Raw genomic sequence first — 15,714 nt, forward strand, 5'->3', positions numbered from 1 at the left:
GGTCGCGGATCCCGTTGTCGGGAACCACGTGGTGGCACGGTGGGCCTGGATCGTTCATCCAGTGCTCGCTTGCCTGAGATCAGAAGACTCCCGAGCGCCTGGAATCACGGGCGCGCCTGAAGGACGAGAGAACACATGGCCAAGGAAACCACCCGCGTTCGTCGCCGCGAACGTAAGAACATCGTCTCGGGCGTCGCGCATGTGAACGCGTCGTTCAACAACACGATGGTCACCATCACCGATGCCCAGGGCAACACCATCTCGTGGTCGTCTGCCGGCGCGATGGGCTTCAAGGGCTCGCGTAAGTCGACCCCTTATGCCGCTCAGGTTGCGGCCGAAGACGCTGCCCGCAAGGCGGCCGAGCACGGTATGCGGACCCTCGAGGTTGAGGTCTCCGGTCCTGGATCGGGTCGCGAGTCGGCTCTGCGCGCCCTGCAGGCCGCCGGCTTCACCGTGACCTCGATTCGTGACGTGACCTCGATCCCGCATAACGGCTGCCGCCCGCGCAAGCGTCGTCGCGTCTAAGCGAAAGCGAACACGAACTCTTGGGGCCTGCCACGGAGACGCGCGTGTCGAATGCTCAGAATCCGCTTCCGGGTGTGCTGCGGTGGAGCTTGGGTGATCTCACGATCACGGTGATGAATGACGGCTACCTTCAGGGGTCGCTCGATCTCGTCACCGGGATCGAACGCGAGGAGGCCGGTGCCCTGCAGGCTGCCGGCTTTCGCGCGCAGGATCCTCGCATCACGCTGAACGCGTTTCTAATCACGGGCCCCGGTCGCAAACCGGTCCTGATCGACTCGGGGATGGGCAGCTTCGGCGGACCGTCTCTCGGTCGCGTTCCGGCGGCTCTCGCGGCAGCGGGTGTGGCGCCCGCCTCGATCGAGACGGTGCTGCTCACGCATCTGCATCCAGATCACGCCGGCGGGCTGCTCGCCGGCGAAGGGATGGCGGCCTACCCGAATGCGGAACTCGTGCTGCATTCCGACGAGGCGGCACATTGGCTCGACGACGGGGCGCTCTCGCGTGCATCCGAGGAAGCGAAGCCCTACTTCGAGATGGCGAGAAAGGCGACGGCACCCTACGCGGAACGCATCCGCACGATGACGGGCGGTAGCGTCGCTCCGGGAATCGAGGCTGTGCCGTTGCCGGGGCATACTCCGGGACACACAGGCTATCGCATCACATCGGGTAATGCGTCGCTTTTGATGTGGGCAGATATCGTTCATCTGCCGGCGATCCAGTTCAAGCAGCCGGAAGCCGGTATGGTCTTCGACGTCGATGAAAATCAGGCACGCGACGTGCGTCGCCGGATGCTTGATTCGGTCTCTCAGGACCGGGCCTTCGTGGCAGGTGCCCATCTGGAATTTCCCGCTCTGGGCTTCGTTGCTCGGGATGGAGCCGGTTACCGTTTCGTCCCGGAACTCTGGGTCGCTGCGCAATAATTGTCGGCGCTCAGCGCGGACACATCAGTTTCAGGCCCGCCGGGCGCCGATGGCGCGGCGTCGACGGGCGACGCGCGGACCACGTGTGGGGCCCGCGCCGATCTTGCGAGAGGTAGCATCGTGGTCATTCAGAAGAACTGGCAAGAGCTCATCAAGCCGAACAAGCTTCAGGTCTCGACCGGACACGACCCCAAGCGGGTCGCCACCGTCGTTGCCGAGCCCCTGGAGCGCGGCTTCGGCACGACGCTCGGAAATTCGCTGCGCCGGGTGCTGCTCTCCTCGCTCCAGGGCGCGGCCGTGACCTCCGTGCAGATCGACGGCGTGCTGCATGAATTCTCGTCGATCCCGGGCGTGCGTGAAGACGTCACCGACATCGTCCTCAACATCAAGACCATTGCCATTCGCTCCCAGACCGAGGCGCCCAAGCGCCTGACCCTGCGGAAGACGGGTCCCGGCATCGTCACCGCCGGTGATATCGGTACGGTGGGTGACGTCCAGATCCTGAACCCGGACCTGGTAATCTGCACCCTCGACGATGGCGCCGAGATCCGCATGGAGTTCACGGTCGCGACCGGCAAGGGCTACGTGCCTGCCGAGCGCAACCGCCCCGAAGATGCGCCCATCGGCCTGATCCCGGTGGATGCCCTGTTTTCTCCCGTCACCAAGGTGTCCTACCGCATCGAGACCACCCGCGAGGGCCAGGATCTTGACAAGGACAAGCTGACGATGACGATCGAGACCAATGGTGCCGTTTCGCCGGAGGATGCACTGGCCTATGCCGCACGCATCATCCAAGACCAGCTCCAGGTGTTCGTGAACTTCGAGGAGCCCCGCAAGGAAGAGGCTCAGCCGCTCGCGCCGCAGCTTCCCTTCAATCCGGCCCTGCTCAAGAAGGTCGATGAACTCGAGCTTTCGGTGCGTTCGGCGAACTGCCTGAAGAACGACAACATCGTCTACATCGGCGATCTGATCCAGAAGTCGGAGGGCGAGATGCTGCGCACTCCGAATTTCGGACGCAAGTCTCTGAACGAGATCAAGGAAGTGCTCGCCGCGATGGGCCTGCACCTCGGCATGGATATCCCCGGCTGGCCGCCGGAGAACATTGAAGACCTCGCCAAGCGCTTCGAAGAGCACTACTAGGCAACACCGCACGTCTGTCCCGGCGCTGCGCCGCAGAGCCCGGACAACCAGAACGCCGATGGTTTCGACCGTTCGGTGTTGTGGTATCCGCCTCCCGGGATCGCCTTGGGAAGCCCGGGATGAGCAAGGCCTGACGCAAGCCCGGTTCGGTTAGCGTCAGGGTGAAGGAATCCCGCCGCAGGGTTACGCGGAATCAACAGCCCCGAAGATCCATTCTGAGGGGCGCTTGGCCGTACCGTGGCACGGCGGCCATCAACCAAGGATCAGCCATCATGCGTCATGGATTTCGCGGTCGTCGCTTTAACCGCACCACCGAACACCGCAAGGCGATGTTCGCCAACATGTCGGCCGCGCTGATCAAGCACGAGCAGATTGTCACCACCCTGCCGAAGGCCAAGGACCTGCGTCCGGTCATCGAGAAGCTGATCACCCTCGGCAAGACCGACACGCTGCATGCCCGTCGTCTCGCCATGTCGCAAATCCGCGACCAGGACATGGTCCGCAAGCTCTTCGCCGTCATCGGCCCGCGCTACAACGCGCGTCCGGGCGGCTACTGCCGCATCATGAAGGCGGGCTTCCGCTACGGCGACAATGCCCCGCTCGCGGTGATCGAATTCGTTGATCGTGACGTCGACGCTCGCGGCAAGGATTCCGGCCCGGTTCTGGACGACGCCGCGTAAATCACGCGTCCGCGTCATTGGATAGGAAAAGGCGGCCCTTGGGCCGCCTTTTTTCGTTGTCGCTGCGGTCGCCACGGCCACGTCATCCATCCCAGATGGGTTGCCGTGAAGAGCAAGTCTCTACTTCGCTCAGGCCGCCCTATCGAGCAAGCGCGAGACCTCTGCGGCGAGCTCGGCGGATTCGAAAGGCTTGCGCAGGACAGGCAGATCCGGAGGAATCGGGATCGCCTCGGCATGGCCGGTGACGATGAGCACCGGCACATCGGACCAGCGCGTCCGCACGATCTCGGCGAGCTCGACGCCCGTCATGCCCGGCATCGCGAGATCCGCCACCACGAGATCGAAGGCGTCCTGCTCCATCAGGGAGACGGCCGTCGATCCATCGGAGGCTTCGCGTTCGGTATAGCCGAAGCTCGACAGGAATGAGGCGGTGACATGCCGGACCTCCGGGTCGTCATCCACCACGAGGATACGGGCACCGCGGACTGCTGGAGTTGTCGGGCCGGGCGCCAGGACCTCAGCCGGTCCCGCAGCTTCGACGCGCGGCAAGGTGATCTGGACCCGGGTTCCGGCACCAAGCTCGCTCTCGATGCGCAGACGACCGTGGGATTGCTGCGCAAGACCGAAAACCATCGCAAGCCCGAGGCCCGTGCCTTGGCCGACCGCTTTGGTGGTGAAGAACGGCTCGCACACCCGCGCGAGGATTTCGGGCGCGATGCCGCTGCCAGAATCGGCGATCTCGACCATCATGTAATCCCCAGGGTCCAGGTCCGGATCGTCAGCTACCCGGAGGTTGCGGGTGCCGATCGCAATCTGGCCGCCCTCCGGCATCGCATCGCGGGCGTTGATGCACAGGTTGAGGATCGCGAGCTCGAGCTGATCGGGGTCGACACAGGCCGCCGGCGCTTCGGGAGCGAGCGTGGTTTGGATGGTGACGAGGCCGCCGAGACTGCCGGCAAGGAGATCGTTCATTCCCTCGATCAGGCTGTTCACGTCGACGGCGCGGGGACGCAAATCACGCGATCGGCTGAAGCTGAGCAGGCGTTTGGTGAGGGAAGCGCCTCGCTGGGCCGCCTGCATCGCGTTCCCGACGAGGCGCTGCACCCGCGGCTGATCCGCAACCTTGGGCGCCACCAGCTCGAGGCTCCCCAGGATCGCCATCAGAAGGTTGTTGAAATCATGCGCGATACCGCCGGCCAGGGTCCCCAAGGCCTGCATCTTGTCGGACTGGCGCAGGCGTGCCTCCAGGGACTTCTGCGCGGTGACGTCCCGCTCGATCGTCGCCAGATGTGTGATCCCCCCAGCCGCGTCACGGATCGGCACGCGGGTGACGTGGCGCCAGCGCTCAGCTCCCACCGCCCCTTCGGATACCAAGCTGTCGCTCGGCGCCCCAGTGGTGATCGCGGCTACGTCCGCAGCCTGGATGATGCCATCCTGCCCGAGCACGTCGTCCTCGGTTCGCCCCATGCAGTCGGAGACGTCGCTGCCCAGGCTCTCCGCCTTGTAGGCATTGAGACGGATGAAGCGGCCGGCGGAATCCTTGAAGGAAATGGCATCCTGGGCATTGTCGAGGAGCCCACGCAGCAGTGCGCGCTCGGTTGCGAGTTCCCGGGCGAGCTGGTGACGCTCGAAGGCCTGCCGCACCGTATTGCGCAGGAGGTTCGCGTCCCACGGCTTCGTGGCATAGCCGGTGATGCCACCCTGGTTCAGGGCTGCGACCACGGCGCTCATATCGGCGTAGCCAGTGAGCAGGATCGCCTGGGCATCGTGGAACCGGCGTGCCTCCGCCAGCATGGCGTCGCCGGTCATGCCGGGCATGCGCTGATCCGAGAGGATGACGGCGATATCCGGATTGCCGGCCAGAATTTCGAGGGCCTCCGCCGGCTTCGTTGTCGTCAGCACGCGGAACGCGTCCTCGAACAGGTCTTCGAGGGCAACGAGGATGTCCGGTTCGTCGTCGACGGCGAGGATCGTGCCTTGGGACATGCTCAACCCGTCTGCCGTGGAATGCCGATCACGAAACAGGCTCCGCCTCCGGGAGCGGCCTCAACACTGAGCGTGCCGCTATGCGCCTGGACGACACTGTAGGCAATCGCGAGACCCAGGCCCGTCCCCGAACCGACGGGTTTCGTGGTGAAGAAGGGTTCGAAAATCTTCTCACGCAGGGGTTCAGGGATGCCCGGTCCGGTGTCGCTGATGCGGATCAGATCAAGGTCAGGGCTGCTGCGGGTCTCGATGACGATGGTCCCGGTCTCCGGCATGGCATCGGCGGCATTCCCAAGAATGTTCATCACCACCTGGTTGAGCAGGGCCGGCGTGCAGTGGATCTCCGGCCGCCCTGAGAAATCACGCACCACAGCGATCCGGTCGCCAAGCTTGTGTTGGATCAAGGCGAGGACCGTTTCGATCGCCTCAGGGACATGCACGAGAGTCCGCTCGCCCTCGTCCAAGCGCGAGAACTTTCGCAGGTTGAGGACGAGATCCTGGATCCGGGTCAGGCCCATCCGCATAGCGCCGACGCGATCGCCGCATTTCTTCAGGCGACGGGGATTGTCGGCAGCATCGGGTGCCGTGGACACCTCACCCAGGATGCGCTCCACCGTACCCTGATGGGCGAGGATGAAGGCCAGCGGATTGTTGATTTCGTGGGCGATGCCCGCGACCAGCTCGCCGAGGGACGCCATCTTGGCCGCCTGGACCAGCTTGGCCTGGGCGTCGGTGAGCTTGCGGTTGGCCGTGGCAAGATCGGCATTGGCCTGCTCCAGGGCACCCGCGAGAGCCGCGCGCGCTTCCGCGGCCTCGGCTTCGGCGCGGGCACGTTCGAGGGCCCGCTCGCGTGCACCAAATTCTCCGGCGATCCGGCGGTTGTCCTCCTCGAGCAGCTTGCGGCGGACGAGACTGCGGACCCGCAGAACGAGGATCTCGCCGTCGGACTTCGAGACGACGTCATCGGCCCCCGCCGCAAAGGCCTCGACCAGGAAGTCTTTCGCCGGGCTGGTGCCGGCGATGCCGACCACCTGGAAAGTCGGGCCTCCAGCTTCGCGGCGCGCAAGCTCGGCATTGCGATGCTCGCTGATCGCCCGGCACAGGGCGAGGCCGTCATAGCGGGTGGCGAGAAGGTCGATCGTCACACAGTCGAACGCCGCCCCCTCTGTGCTCAGCGCTTCCATGGCGGCGGCGTGAGTGTCCGCGGTGGCGACCTCGTGGCCCTCATGGGCGAGGAGGCCCGCCAGGAAGGTCCGGTAGGTCGCGCTCCCGTCGACCACGAGGACGCGGCCCCGCCGAAACGCCGAGATGCCCGGACCGTCGCTGCCGCCCGTGCGCTCGCGCAGAAGCGCACGGATGCGGAGCACCAGAAGGTCGCGATCGGCGGATTTCGCTACGTAGGCATCGGCGCCGCTCTCCAGTCCTTGCCGCTCCCCGTCGCGGGCACCGGTGAGCATGAGGAGCGGCAGGGCGCGGGTGCGCAGGGAGAGGCGAAGCTGCCGGGCGAACTCGTCCCCGTTCATGCCGGGAAGGTGGTGGTCGGCCACCACCAGATCGGGCAGGCGGGTGTTCAGGTGATCGAGAGCGGCTTCGGCCGTGGCGCAGCGCTCGACCACGAACCCCTTCGATTCGAGCAGGAGCCGCAACTCCAACGCCTGGGTCTCGGAATCTTCAACGAGCAGGAGGCGCGCCGGATTGGTCTCGCTCACGGACCCCCCTCCGCAAGGCGGACGAGGTGAGCGGCGATCCGGTCCAGAGGCAAGACGCTCCCGGCCGCGGAGAGGCGGATCGCGGCCGCCGGCATACCGAACACGACCGCCGTGCTCTCGTCCTCGGCGACGGTCAGGCCACCGGCCCGGCGCATGTCGAGGAGCCCGGTCGCGCCGTCCTCGCCCATCCCCGTCAGCAGGACTCCGATACCGCGCGTTCCCGCGTGCCGGGCGACGGAGCGAAACAGGGCGGTGGCGGCCGGACGCTGGCCGCCGACCGGTACGGCATCGGTGATGCGCAGGTGACCACCCCCGCCGAGCTCGAGATGCCGGTCTCCCGGCGCAACGTAGACACGACCGGGCGCCACCCGTTCACCCTCCTGAGCCACGGACACGGTGAGCCCGACGACGCCGTTCAGCCAGGACGCGAAGCCCTCCATGAAGGCCGGGCCCATGTGTTGGACCACCAGGATCGGCAGAGGGAAATTTACCGGCAGGGCGCCGATGACCCGGGCCAGCGCCGGCGGACCGCCCGTGGACGCCGCGATGGCGAGCACACTGGCCGATTCAGGCACCTTGAGTGCGGCGGCGATCGGCACCGGGCTGGCCGCCCGGCCGGCCCATTCCGATCCGATCGGCCGGCGCCGGATGACCGGAACGGCCGCCATGATGCGCAGCTGCGTACAAATCTCGCTGGCCGCCGCGTCATAACCCGCATGGGTGGTGGCTACGGGCTTCTGTACCACGGACAGCGCACCGGCCCTGAGGGCGTTCATCGAGATGCGGAGGGATGAATCCTCGATCGAGTCCGCGATCACCACGATGGGCGTCGGATGCTCGGCCATGATCCGCCGCGTGGTTTCCAGACCATCGATGCCGGGCAAACGGATATCCATCGAGACGACGTCCGGCCGAACCTGGCTGATCGTCGCGAGGGCTTCCTCGCCGGACGCCACCGCCGCCACCACTTCCAGGCGCGGATCCCGTCCGACGATGTGGATGAGGAGTTGCCGCACCACCAGGGAATCCTCGACCAGCATCACGCGCACCCGCGCCAATCGTCCCTCCTGAATCGCTCTGTCCCGTCCCTGTCCGCTCACAGCAATTGCCCGATGGTGTCGAGGAGCTTGCGCTGATCGAAGGTCTGCTTCGTCAGGTAGGCATCCGCGCCGAGGTCGAGGCCGCGTGCCACGTCTTCCGCATCGCCGCGCGAGGTCATCAGGATGATCGGCAGGCGCGCGAACGCCTCCTCGGCGCGCAGCGCCTTCAGGAGGCCGAAGCCGTCGAGGCGTGGCATTTCCACGTCGGCGACGACGAGGTCGACCGGCTCGATGCCCGCCCGCAGACGATCGAGCGCATCCTGACCGTCGACACAGACGACGACGCGGTATCCTGCGGCTTCCAAGATACCTTTCTCCAAGGTGCGCGTGGTGATGGAATCGTCCACGACGAGGATCGTCGAACGTGGTCCCTGCGCGATCGTTCCGTGTGGGCCTATCGGCTGCGGCGCCGCGGCGCGGCCTGCCTCACCCGCTCGTGCGACGAGGCCGTCGGCATCGAGGACGACGGCGGGCCTATCCCCGGCCAGGATCACGGTTCCGGAAATCAGGCGCGGATCGGTGCCGATGGGGGGCGCCGGCAACACCCGCAGCGACACGACATCCGAGAGCGCATCCACGGCAAGCACGCAGCGGCGCCCGCCGCCGCGGAGCAGAATCGCCGGACGTGTCGTCCCCGTCTCGTCGGACCGGGGTGCCAATCCAAGGAGGCTCCTCAGATCAAGGACCGGCAGACTGATGGCGCGTCCCTCGATCTCCACCTGTGTCACAGTGCGGCCCATGACGGAGATCAGGTCGAGTCGGTCCAGCCGGAGCAACCGCTCCGCCGATCCGCTTGGAATCGCGTAGGTGATACCGGCTGCTTCGACGAGAAGTATCGCCCGGCGCGCAGCCGAGAGCGGCAGCGTCATGGTCAGTTCAGTACCGAACGGCACGCGTGGCGCGAGCCGGACGGCACCGCCGAGCCGGCGCACCGCATCGGCCACTACCGAGAGGCCGATCCCGCGCCCGGACAGGGTATCGACGGCGGAGGCGGTGGAGAATCCGGGTTCGAACACCAGGGCGAGAAGCGCCTCCGGCGCGGGATCGGCGCCGCCATTCAGCAGCCCTCGGTGCCGGGCGGTCTCGGCGATGGCGGCAAAATCGGGTCCACGCCCATCGTCCTGCACGCGAACGACGAGGCGGCCGCCCTGAACCGCGACGTCGAGACCGATCGCCAGTGCGGCCGGCTTGCCGAGGCGTCGGCGCGTCTCGGGCGGTTCGGCGCCGTGGCTCAGGGCGTTGCGCAGGGCGTGTAGAACAGGGTCCTTGAGGACCTGAAGCATCGCTCGGTCGACGGGAAGGTCGAGGCCGTGGACCGTCACTTCGATCTCGCGCTCTTCGCCGCGCGCATGATCGCGCAGGGTCCGGGCAAAGCCTCCAAAAGCGGTCTCAGCCGGCACGAGCGCCAAACGCTCGGCTTCGCCCGCAACCCGGGCCATGGCGCCGTCGACGGAGGAAGCGAGGGCGCCGCGCACCCGCGCCAAATCGGCAGCATCGCGAGCGAGCGCGAGAAGACCGGTCTCGAGGGCGCGCGCCTCCGCGTCCGAGCCGGCCTGTCGGACCTGTGCCCCGCGCGCAACCGCGGTTCGACGCCTCACGCTGCCGCGCTGCGTCTCGATCAGGCGGGCGAGATCGTTGGCACGGCGGCCCAGCCGCGCGAGGCCTTCGGCCAGCACGGCCTCGCCGCCAAGCGCACTGGCAAGTTCATGCGTCGCCCGGGTCAGGGCTTCAACCGCGTCTGCCGGGACCCGCAGGAGGGTCTGAACCCCCTCGGCCGGTGGCTCCGTCGCCGTGGGCTTGGCAGCGGCAACAGGAGGAGGGGATGGGGCCGGGGGTACTGGCGGCGCTGGTTCTGGCGCAAGCGCGGCCTTCGAGTCGAGCGCTCCGTCCAGCGCCGCGAGGGCATCGCCCGGCATGTCCGGGCCGGCTCCATCGGTAAGGCCGGCGACATAAGCCTCGATCCGGTCGAGGGCGAGATGCACGGCAGCGGCGGCGGCGCGCGACAGGCCCCCGTCCTGTGCGACGACGCGCTCGAACAGGGTCTCCAACCGATGAGCGACGGCCTCCACCGCTGGCAGGTCAACGGCGCGTGACGCACCCTTCAGGCTGTGCGCCCGCCGGAAGATGTCGTTCCAATCGGGGGCGTGCGTGCTGGCCTCGCCACCCAGGGCGGCGCGAATCGCATCGACATGTTCGCGATGCTCGACCTCGAATGCCGCAAGAAGAAGCTGGCGAATATCCATCCGTCGCCTAGGGCCACCTCGGAGTCAGCGCGACTCCCAAAACTTCGGAAGAGCCGACCACCCATTCGTGAGCGATGAGCTTCGCCGGCTTCTCATGACCGGTGAAGTGCGAAAAACGTCCCATCCCAGATCCATATGCCCGGATCCATCCGAATGAGTGATCCGAGCTGCCCCCAGTAGCGCACCGGGTCGAGTGACCCGGCAGCGACTTTCCCGACAGTGACTTGCCCAATAGAGACTTGCCCGACAACCGCTCGGTTCGTGCGGATGCCGTATCAGTGCCGGTAGCGCTCGGCGAGCGTCATCAGGGCTTGCGCGAGTTCGGTCAGGTTGGCCGAGGCTGCCTCGACCTCGCGGGTGCCGGCCGCAGTCTGCTGGCTCGCCTGACGGATGTTCTGCAGGGCGCCCATCACCTGCTCGATGCCGAGTTGCTGCTGGTTCGTCGACGCGACGATCTGCTGGAAGGTCTGGACGCTCTCCTCGACCCGGGCGGTGATCTCCTCGATGGTCCGCTGCGTCGTGTCGGAGCGGGCCTTACCGGTCGCGGCACGCTTGACCGCCTCCTCGGTGAGCATCACCGAGGTATTGATGCCACGCTGGATCTCGCCAAGGATGGTGCGGACCTGTCCGGTGGCCGCCTTGGCCTGATCGGCCAGGAGCTTCATCTCGGACGCGACGACGGCGAAGCTGCGTCCGCTCTCGCCGGCCGCCGCGGCTTCGATGGCGGCGTTCAGCGCCAGGAGGTGGGTGCGCTCCGAGATGTCGTTGACGGTGGTGATGATGTCGCCGATCGCCTGCGTCTTCTCCGAAAGGGCGACGATGTTGCCGGCCACCGCCTCGGCCTGCTCGCGAATCGAATCCATCGCCCGCGCGGTGTCGGCCACCGCGCGCAGACCGGCGCGGGAGGTCTGGGCCGTCGACTGTGCGGTGGCGATGACCTCGCCGGCACGCTTGCCGATCTGAGCGCCCGAATGGGTGATCTCGTCGACGGTGGCGGCGGTCTCCTGCACGGCGGCGAACTGCTCCTCGACACTGGCCGCCTGTTCCTGGGCGGAAGCGCGGATCTCGGCGGCCGCCGCATTCAGGTCGGAGGTGGCGGCCCGGTTGGTCCGCGCCAGATCGGCAAGACCCGAGACCATGCGGTTGAGAGTTCGCCCGAGGCGTCCGATCTCGTCCTTGCCCCGCGCATCCAGGGTGCCCGACAGGTCGCCCTCGCCGACGCGCTCGGCGAAGGCCATCACCTCTTCGAGGGGTCGCACGACCGCCCGGCTGATGAGGATGGTGATGAGGACGCTGAGGAGAATGCAGGCGCCGAGGGTCGCCAGAATCAGGAAGCGGCTGTGATCGTACACGTCAGCGACCCGGTGTTGTCCCGCCGTGATGCCCTCATCAAGGGCAGAGCGCGTGCGCTCGACATCGGCGAGGAACACGTCCTGACTGCGATTCACCGCGTCGTTCCGGGACTCGACACCGTCGATATCCTTGGCGGCGATGGCGGCAAGCTGCGCCTCGCTGGCGGAACGCAGCTCGCGTAGATCGGCCGCGGCCTCGAGCGCGATGCCGTTCACCTTGCGCCAGGCCCGGCTGCGCTCCTCGGATGCTGAGCGGCTCTGATATCCATCGCTCGCGCGGATCAGGTCGGCGAGGATCGCATCGGCTTCCGTCGCCGCCCGGCGCCAGCTCCCGGAGACATCCTCTCGCTCCGGTCCGCCACGCGCGCGCATCAGCAGGGCGATGATCGCGTTGCGCCGCTGAAGACCCATGTCACGGGCCTTGTTCGCGAGTTCGTCGAGTTGACGCGCCACGGTGAGATCGCGGGTGACGATGCCGTCCGTGGTGTCGCGCACGACGGCGATCTGGCCGAGGGCGTAGAGGCCGAGCGCGATACTCACCACCGTGATGGCGACGAAGCCGAGGAGAATGCGTTTTCCGATCGAGATCGACACAGGTGGCTCCAGGCTTCGCTAAATCGACTGACATCCCGGCTGGCGGCGCCCGGGTCAGCCTCACAAGGGTCTCAGCCGAAGCGGCGCCTCAGCGAGACACGCAACGGGACGAATTCACGGCAGGAATTGGCGCAGCAGGCGCGGCAGGTCGACGACGACGAACCCGGACGTCGCGTCAGGTCCGGCGCCGGGGGCGGCATAGCCCGAAACCGCCTCGGTGCTCAAACCCGCCTCGCCGAAGGTCAGGTCAGTCGAATCCTCCGCCACCTCCACAACGCCGAGCACCCGATCGACAGCCAGCGCGACGGGACTTCCGGACCCGCGCATCAGGACCACGTGTCCGGCCTCACTTCCTCCATTCGCAGCACGCCCGAGCGCGCGCCCCAGGGCAATCAGACTGACGACCCGGCCGGAGATCGCGATGAGCCCGAGGATCGCGGGCGGAGCGTCCGGCAGTGGCGTCACGGTTCGGGCCGGCAGCACCTGAGCGACATGGGTCAGGGGGAGGGCGAAGCGTTCGTCTCCGCAGGCGCAGACGAGAAGGGCGCGCATCCCGCCCGCGGCCCCCGCCCTCGCGTGCCCGCGACGGGCGAGCATGCGAGAGCGCTCCTCACGCAAGACCTGCAGGTTCAGAGAGGCGGTTTCGCCGCCACCAAACTCCGTCACGGCACCTTTCCTTTCGCGGCTGCGCGGGCGAGGGCTGCGCTACGCGCGAGCTCGTACGGACCGATCCCGTCGCCCTCTGCCACCCTGGCATCGGGCGCCAGGGCTTGGGCCAGACGGATGGCATTGTCGAGGGCCCGGACCGCTTCCGCGGACCGACCGAGGCCGAGCATCAGCAGGCCGAGTTGGTAGTGGGCCATGACGAAGTCCCGGTCGAGATAAAGTGCGCCGCGCCAAGCGCGCTCGGCTTCCACCTCGCGTCCGAGGCTGTGGGCGAGAAGGCCGTCGTAATAGTGCAGCACCGGATCGGCGGGTGAGGCGGGAATTGCCCGCCGCAGAGCCCGCCAGGCCTCGGCCGTGTCCCCAGAATTTGCAAGCACGCGGATCTGCGCAAGCACAGCCGCCGGCTCGCTGGAATGAGATCCTGGCTCGGGCTGCGGTTCGGGAAAAGGATCGGGCGAGGGATCGGACGAAGATTCGGCCAGAGATTCCCGGGCATCAGAGGACGTGGCCTCGGACCTGGACGACGCCCCGGTGCCCATCGCGGGGGGAAGCGGGTCTGCCGGCCGGAACGTTGCAGCCGCCGCAACCACCGGCTCCGGCCGCCAGGACGGGGCAGGGGCGATCGGAGCCCGTGCACCCCAAGGACGGTAAGCCACGGTTCCGGGCAGGTTGACGGGTTCGAGCAGGGCGGAGATGGCCGGATTCGGCTCGGCGTGGCCGATGAGGAGCCAGCCCTCCGGGGTCAGGCGCCGACCGAGACCGCGCACGATCCCCAGGACCACCTCGGCCTCGAAATAGATCAGCACGTTGCGACAGAGGATCAGGTCGAAGTCGGCCAGGGGCTGCACCGCCCGGACGTCGATGAGGTCCATGAGGTTGCGCCGCTCGAAGCGCACCATCCGGCGAAATTCCGGCCGCAGGGCATAGGTGCCGTCACGTCCCGATCCCGCCACGGGCGGCCCCGGGACGAAATAGCGGAGGCGCTCCCCGGGGGGCAGGGTCCGCAGGGCCCAGCGACCATAGATCCCCGCCCGGGCGGTCTCGAGGGCCGCCGTGCTGATGTCGGTCCCGAGAATCGAGAGGCGCCAATCGGGGAGGGCGGGGCCGAGAAGCTCGTGCAGCAGAATGGCGATGGAGTAGGGCTCCGCCCCCGTGGAGCAGCCGGCACTCCAGACTCGCAAGGTACGTTCGGTCGAACGAGCGGCGATCAGGGTGGGCAGGATCGTGGTGCGCAGGGCGGCGAACTGCTCGGCGTAGCGGAAGAAGAACGTTTCGCCGATGGTGATCTCGGCCTCCAACGCAGCCCATTCTGGGCCGCCCGCCAACCGGTCGTCGAGCCATGCGGCGTAAGCTGTCGAATCGGTGAGCCCGAGCACCCGGAAACGCTTGCGCAGGCGATCGAAGAGAAGATCGTCCTTGTCGGCGTAATAATGGTGGCCGGTGCGGGCGATGATCCGGGCCTTGAGAGCCGGGAAGCCCGGATCGACCTCCGGACCGGAGCGCGGCGGACGCGTCATGGGCGCTGCATTTCGCGTCGCTGTTTGCTCAGGCTGCGGACAACGCGGCGAGGCGCTCGGCCGCCGCATCGGCCAGCGCCGCCAAGCGCAGGCGCTCCTCCGACGTGAGGAGATGGGACAAGCCGAGCACGTGGATTAGGCCGTCGTCGTGCGCGATCTCGGATATGACGCAACCGTTGAGGGTCCGCTCCGGTGAGACCGCCCGGATCGCGGAGGCCTCGATCGAGATGAGGTCCTCGACCCTGTCGACCAGGAAGCCGGTGCTCCCCTGCGCATCGAGCACGATATGCCGGTAGGCACTTGTAGCCTCCGACTCGGTGCCGCCCGCGCGGAGGCCGAGAAGACGGGCGAGGTCGACGACTGGAATCGGATTGCCGCCGAGGTTGAGGAAGCCCTCCAGGGGACCGCCTCCGGCTGGCGGAGCATGTAGATTTGGCAGCGGCAGGACCTCGCTCACCGACGTCCGCGCCAGAGCGCAGGCGACACCCGCCACGTCGAGGAGGAGAAAGGCGGTGGTCTCGGGCAGGATTGGATATCCTTGTTCGGTAGAGGACCGGGGTCGGGCGCGAACCTCTCGCAGCCTCCGGCCTTGATAGGACGGGGAGACGGGACCGGGCAAATCTGAATCTCCGGCCGAGCCCGCCGTCTTGCGATGTCGGGTATTCCCGGTCAGACCACGCCATCCACGGGCGTCACCGTTCGCAAAGCCTGTTTCGCAAGAACCGCCCTACCCAGACTCGCCTTGCCAGACCCGTCTCGCCAGGCCCGCCCCGCCAGATTCATCCTGCAAGGATCGCCCGCATGTCCCGTCCAATCCGATACGGTCTCGCTTTCCTGGCGATCGTCGCATTTGCCGCGCCTCTGCCGGCATCGGCCGAGATGCCGGGTGCCGACTGGCTGACCCCGGCGCAGACGAAGGAAGCTCTGAAAAGCGCGGGCTACAGCGAGATCACCAAGCTCGAAGCCGATGATGGTCACTGGGACGGCGAGGGCATCAAGAACGGGCGGCGGATGACCTTCGATGCCGATCCGAGAACCGGTGCGATCCTCGGCGAGGTTCCAGTCGAATAGGGTGGCCGGTTTTACCGTCGCAATACCCACATCGCGACGTCTGAACCTGCACGATTGTGCGCCCTGCGCGTTGACCGGGGACCTCGCCTCCAGTATGACACCCCACACGATTTTCGATTCGCCGTCTTGGCGAACGAACAAGGCAGACGACAACGCGATGCGTGCCATCCTTATCGTAACGGAAGCGCCACCGACGGGGCGGACCTGACAG

General features: G+C 67.2%; 13 protein-coding genes. 5 read left to right on the plus strand and 8 right to left on the minus strand.

Annotated features, from left to right (window positions below; translation table 11 throughout):
* Positions 1-135: 135 nt before the first annotated feature.
* The 4 genes from rpsK to rplQ all read left to right on the plus strand — a co-directional run bounded on the left by rpsK (position 136) and on the right by rplQ (position 3,265).
* Positions 136-525 (plus strand): 30S ribosomal protein S11, encoded by a 390-nt coding sequence (rpsK, locus tag ACV7NL_RS13745; RefSeq protein WP_055949325.1) that lies wholly within the window; start codon positions 136-138, stop codon positions 523-525.
* A 44-nt stretch (positions 526-569) separates the two neighbouring features.
* Positions 570-1,445: an MBL fold metallo-hydrolase gene (locus tag ACV7NL_RS13750; protein ID WP_056481104.1), complete on the plus strand. Its 876-nt coding sequence runs from the start codon at positions 570-572 to the stop codon at positions 1,443-1,445.
* A gap of 120 nt (positions 1,446-1,565) precedes the next feature.
* The gene (locus tag ACV7NL_RS13755) at positions 1,566-2,585 is read left to right on the plus strand and encodes a DNA-directed RNA polymerase subunit alpha (RefSeq protein WP_056183544.1); all 1,020 of its coding nucleotides are present in this window, start codon (positions 1,566-1,568) and stop codon (positions 2,583-2,585) included.
* Between the two features lie 272 nt (positions 2,586-2,857).
* The gene (rplQ, locus tag ACV7NL_RS13760) at positions 2,858-3,265 is read left to right on the plus strand and encodes a 50S ribosomal protein L17 (protein WP_056183546.1); all 408 of its coding nucleotides are present in this window, start codon (positions 2,858-2,860) and stop codon (positions 3,263-3,265) included.
* 129 nt (positions 3,266-3,394) lie between these two features.
* Here rplQ and ACV7NL_RS13765 read toward each other — a convergent pair whose 3' ends face one another.
* From ACV7NL_RS13765 to ACV7NL_RS13800, 8 genes are all read right to left on the minus strand, one after another.
* Positions 3,395-5,251, minus strand: coding sequence for a response regulator (locus ACV7NL_RS13765; protein WP_056481106.1), 1,857 nt, complete (start codon positions 5,249-5,251; stop codon positions 3,395-3,397).
* Between the two features lie 2 nt (positions 5,252-5,253).
* Positions 5,254-6,960, minus strand: coding sequence for a response regulator (locus tag ACV7NL_RS13770; RefSeq protein WP_056481108.1), 1,707 nt, complete (start codon positions 6,958-6,960; stop codon positions 5,254-5,256).
* Positions 6,957-8,000 (minus strand): chemotaxis-specific protein-glutamate methyltransferase CheB, encoded by a 1,044-nt coding sequence (cheB, locus tag ACV7NL_RS13775; protein WP_463357128.1) that lies wholly within the window; start codon positions 7,998-8,000, stop codon positions 6,957-6,959. Before cheB ends, ACV7NL_RS13770 begins: the two co-directional genes overlap by 4 nt.
* A 56-nt stretch (positions 8,001-8,056) precedes the next feature.
* Entirely contained in the window at positions 8,057-10,303 is a 2,247-nt protein-coding gene (locus ACV7NL_RS13780; protein ID WP_463355947.1) for a hybrid sensor histidine kinase/response regulator, read from the minus strand.
* A 275-nt stretch (positions 10,304-10,578) separates the two neighbouring features.
* Positions 10,579-12,249 carry a methyl-accepting chemotaxis protein gene (locus ACV7NL_RS13785; RefSeq protein ID WP_463355948.1) on the minus strand — a complete coding sequence of 557 codons (1,671 nt, stop codon included), beginning with the start codon at positions 12,247-12,249 and terminating at the stop codon, positions 10,579-10,581.
* Between the two features lie 114 nt (positions 12,250-12,363).
* Positions 12,364-12,846: a chemotaxis protein CheW gene (locus tag ACV7NL_RS13790; protein WP_463355949.1), complete on the minus strand. Its 483-nt coding sequence runs from the start codon at positions 12,844-12,846 to the stop codon at positions 12,364-12,366.
* Between the two features lie 65 nt (positions 12,847-12,911).
* Positions 12,912-14,432 (minus strand): CheR family methyltransferase, encoded by a 1,521-nt coding sequence (locus tag ACV7NL_RS13795; protein ID WP_463355950.1) that lies wholly within the window; start codon positions 14,430-14,432, stop codon positions 12,912-12,914.
* A gap of 28 nt (positions 14,433-14,460) precedes the next feature.
* Positions 14,461-15,012, minus strand: coding sequence for a chemotaxis protein CheW (locus tag ACV7NL_RS13800; RefSeq protein WP_463357129.1), 552 nt, complete (start codon positions 15,010-15,012; stop codon positions 14,461-14,463).
* A 221-nt stretch (positions 15,013-15,233) separates the two neighbouring features.
* Between ACV7NL_RS13800 and ACV7NL_RS13805 the strand changes: the two genes are divergently transcribed.
* Complete coding sequence (locus ACV7NL_RS13805) at positions 15,234-15,503, plus strand: PepSY domain-containing protein (RefSeq protein ID WP_056183560.1); 270 nt, start codon at positions 15,234-15,236, stop codon at positions 15,501-15,503.
* Positions 15,504-15,714: the final 211 nt, after the last annotated feature.

This window comes from Methylobacterium sp. Ger2507 (assembly GCF_055231875.1).

Coding starts and splice junctions, on each gene's coding strand:
- rpsK (WP_055949325.1), top strand. CDS start 136: ATGGCCAAGGAAACCACCCGCGTTCGTCGCCGCGAACGTAAGAACATC.
- ACV7NL_RS13790 (WP_463355949.1), bottom strand. CDS start 12,846: ATGCTCGCCCGTCGCGGGCACGCGAGGGCGGGGGCCGCGGGCGGGATG.
- ACV7NL_RS13765 (WP_056481106.1), bottom strand. CDS start 5,251: ATGTCCCAAGGCACGATCCTCGCCGTCGACGACGAACCGGACATCCTC.
- ACV7NL_RS13805 (WP_056183560.1), top strand. CDS start 15,234: ATGTCCCGTCCAATCCGATACGGTCTCGCTTTCCTGGCGATCGTCGCA.
- rplQ (WP_056183546.1), top strand. CDS start 2,858: ATGCGTCATGGATTTCGCGGTCGTCGCTTTAACCGCACCACCGAACAC.
- ACV7NL_RS13780 (WP_463355947.1), bottom strand. CDS start 10,303: ATGGATATTCGCCAGCTTCTTCTTGCGGCATTCGAGGTCGAGCATCGC.
- ACV7NL_RS13795 (WP_463355950.1), bottom strand. CDS start 14,432: ATGACGCGTCCGCCGCGCTCCGGTCCGGAGGTCGATCCGGGCTTCCCG.
- cheB (WP_463357128.1), bottom strand. CDS start 8,000: ATGCTGGTCGAGGATTCCCTGGTGGTGCGGCAACTCCTCATCCACATC.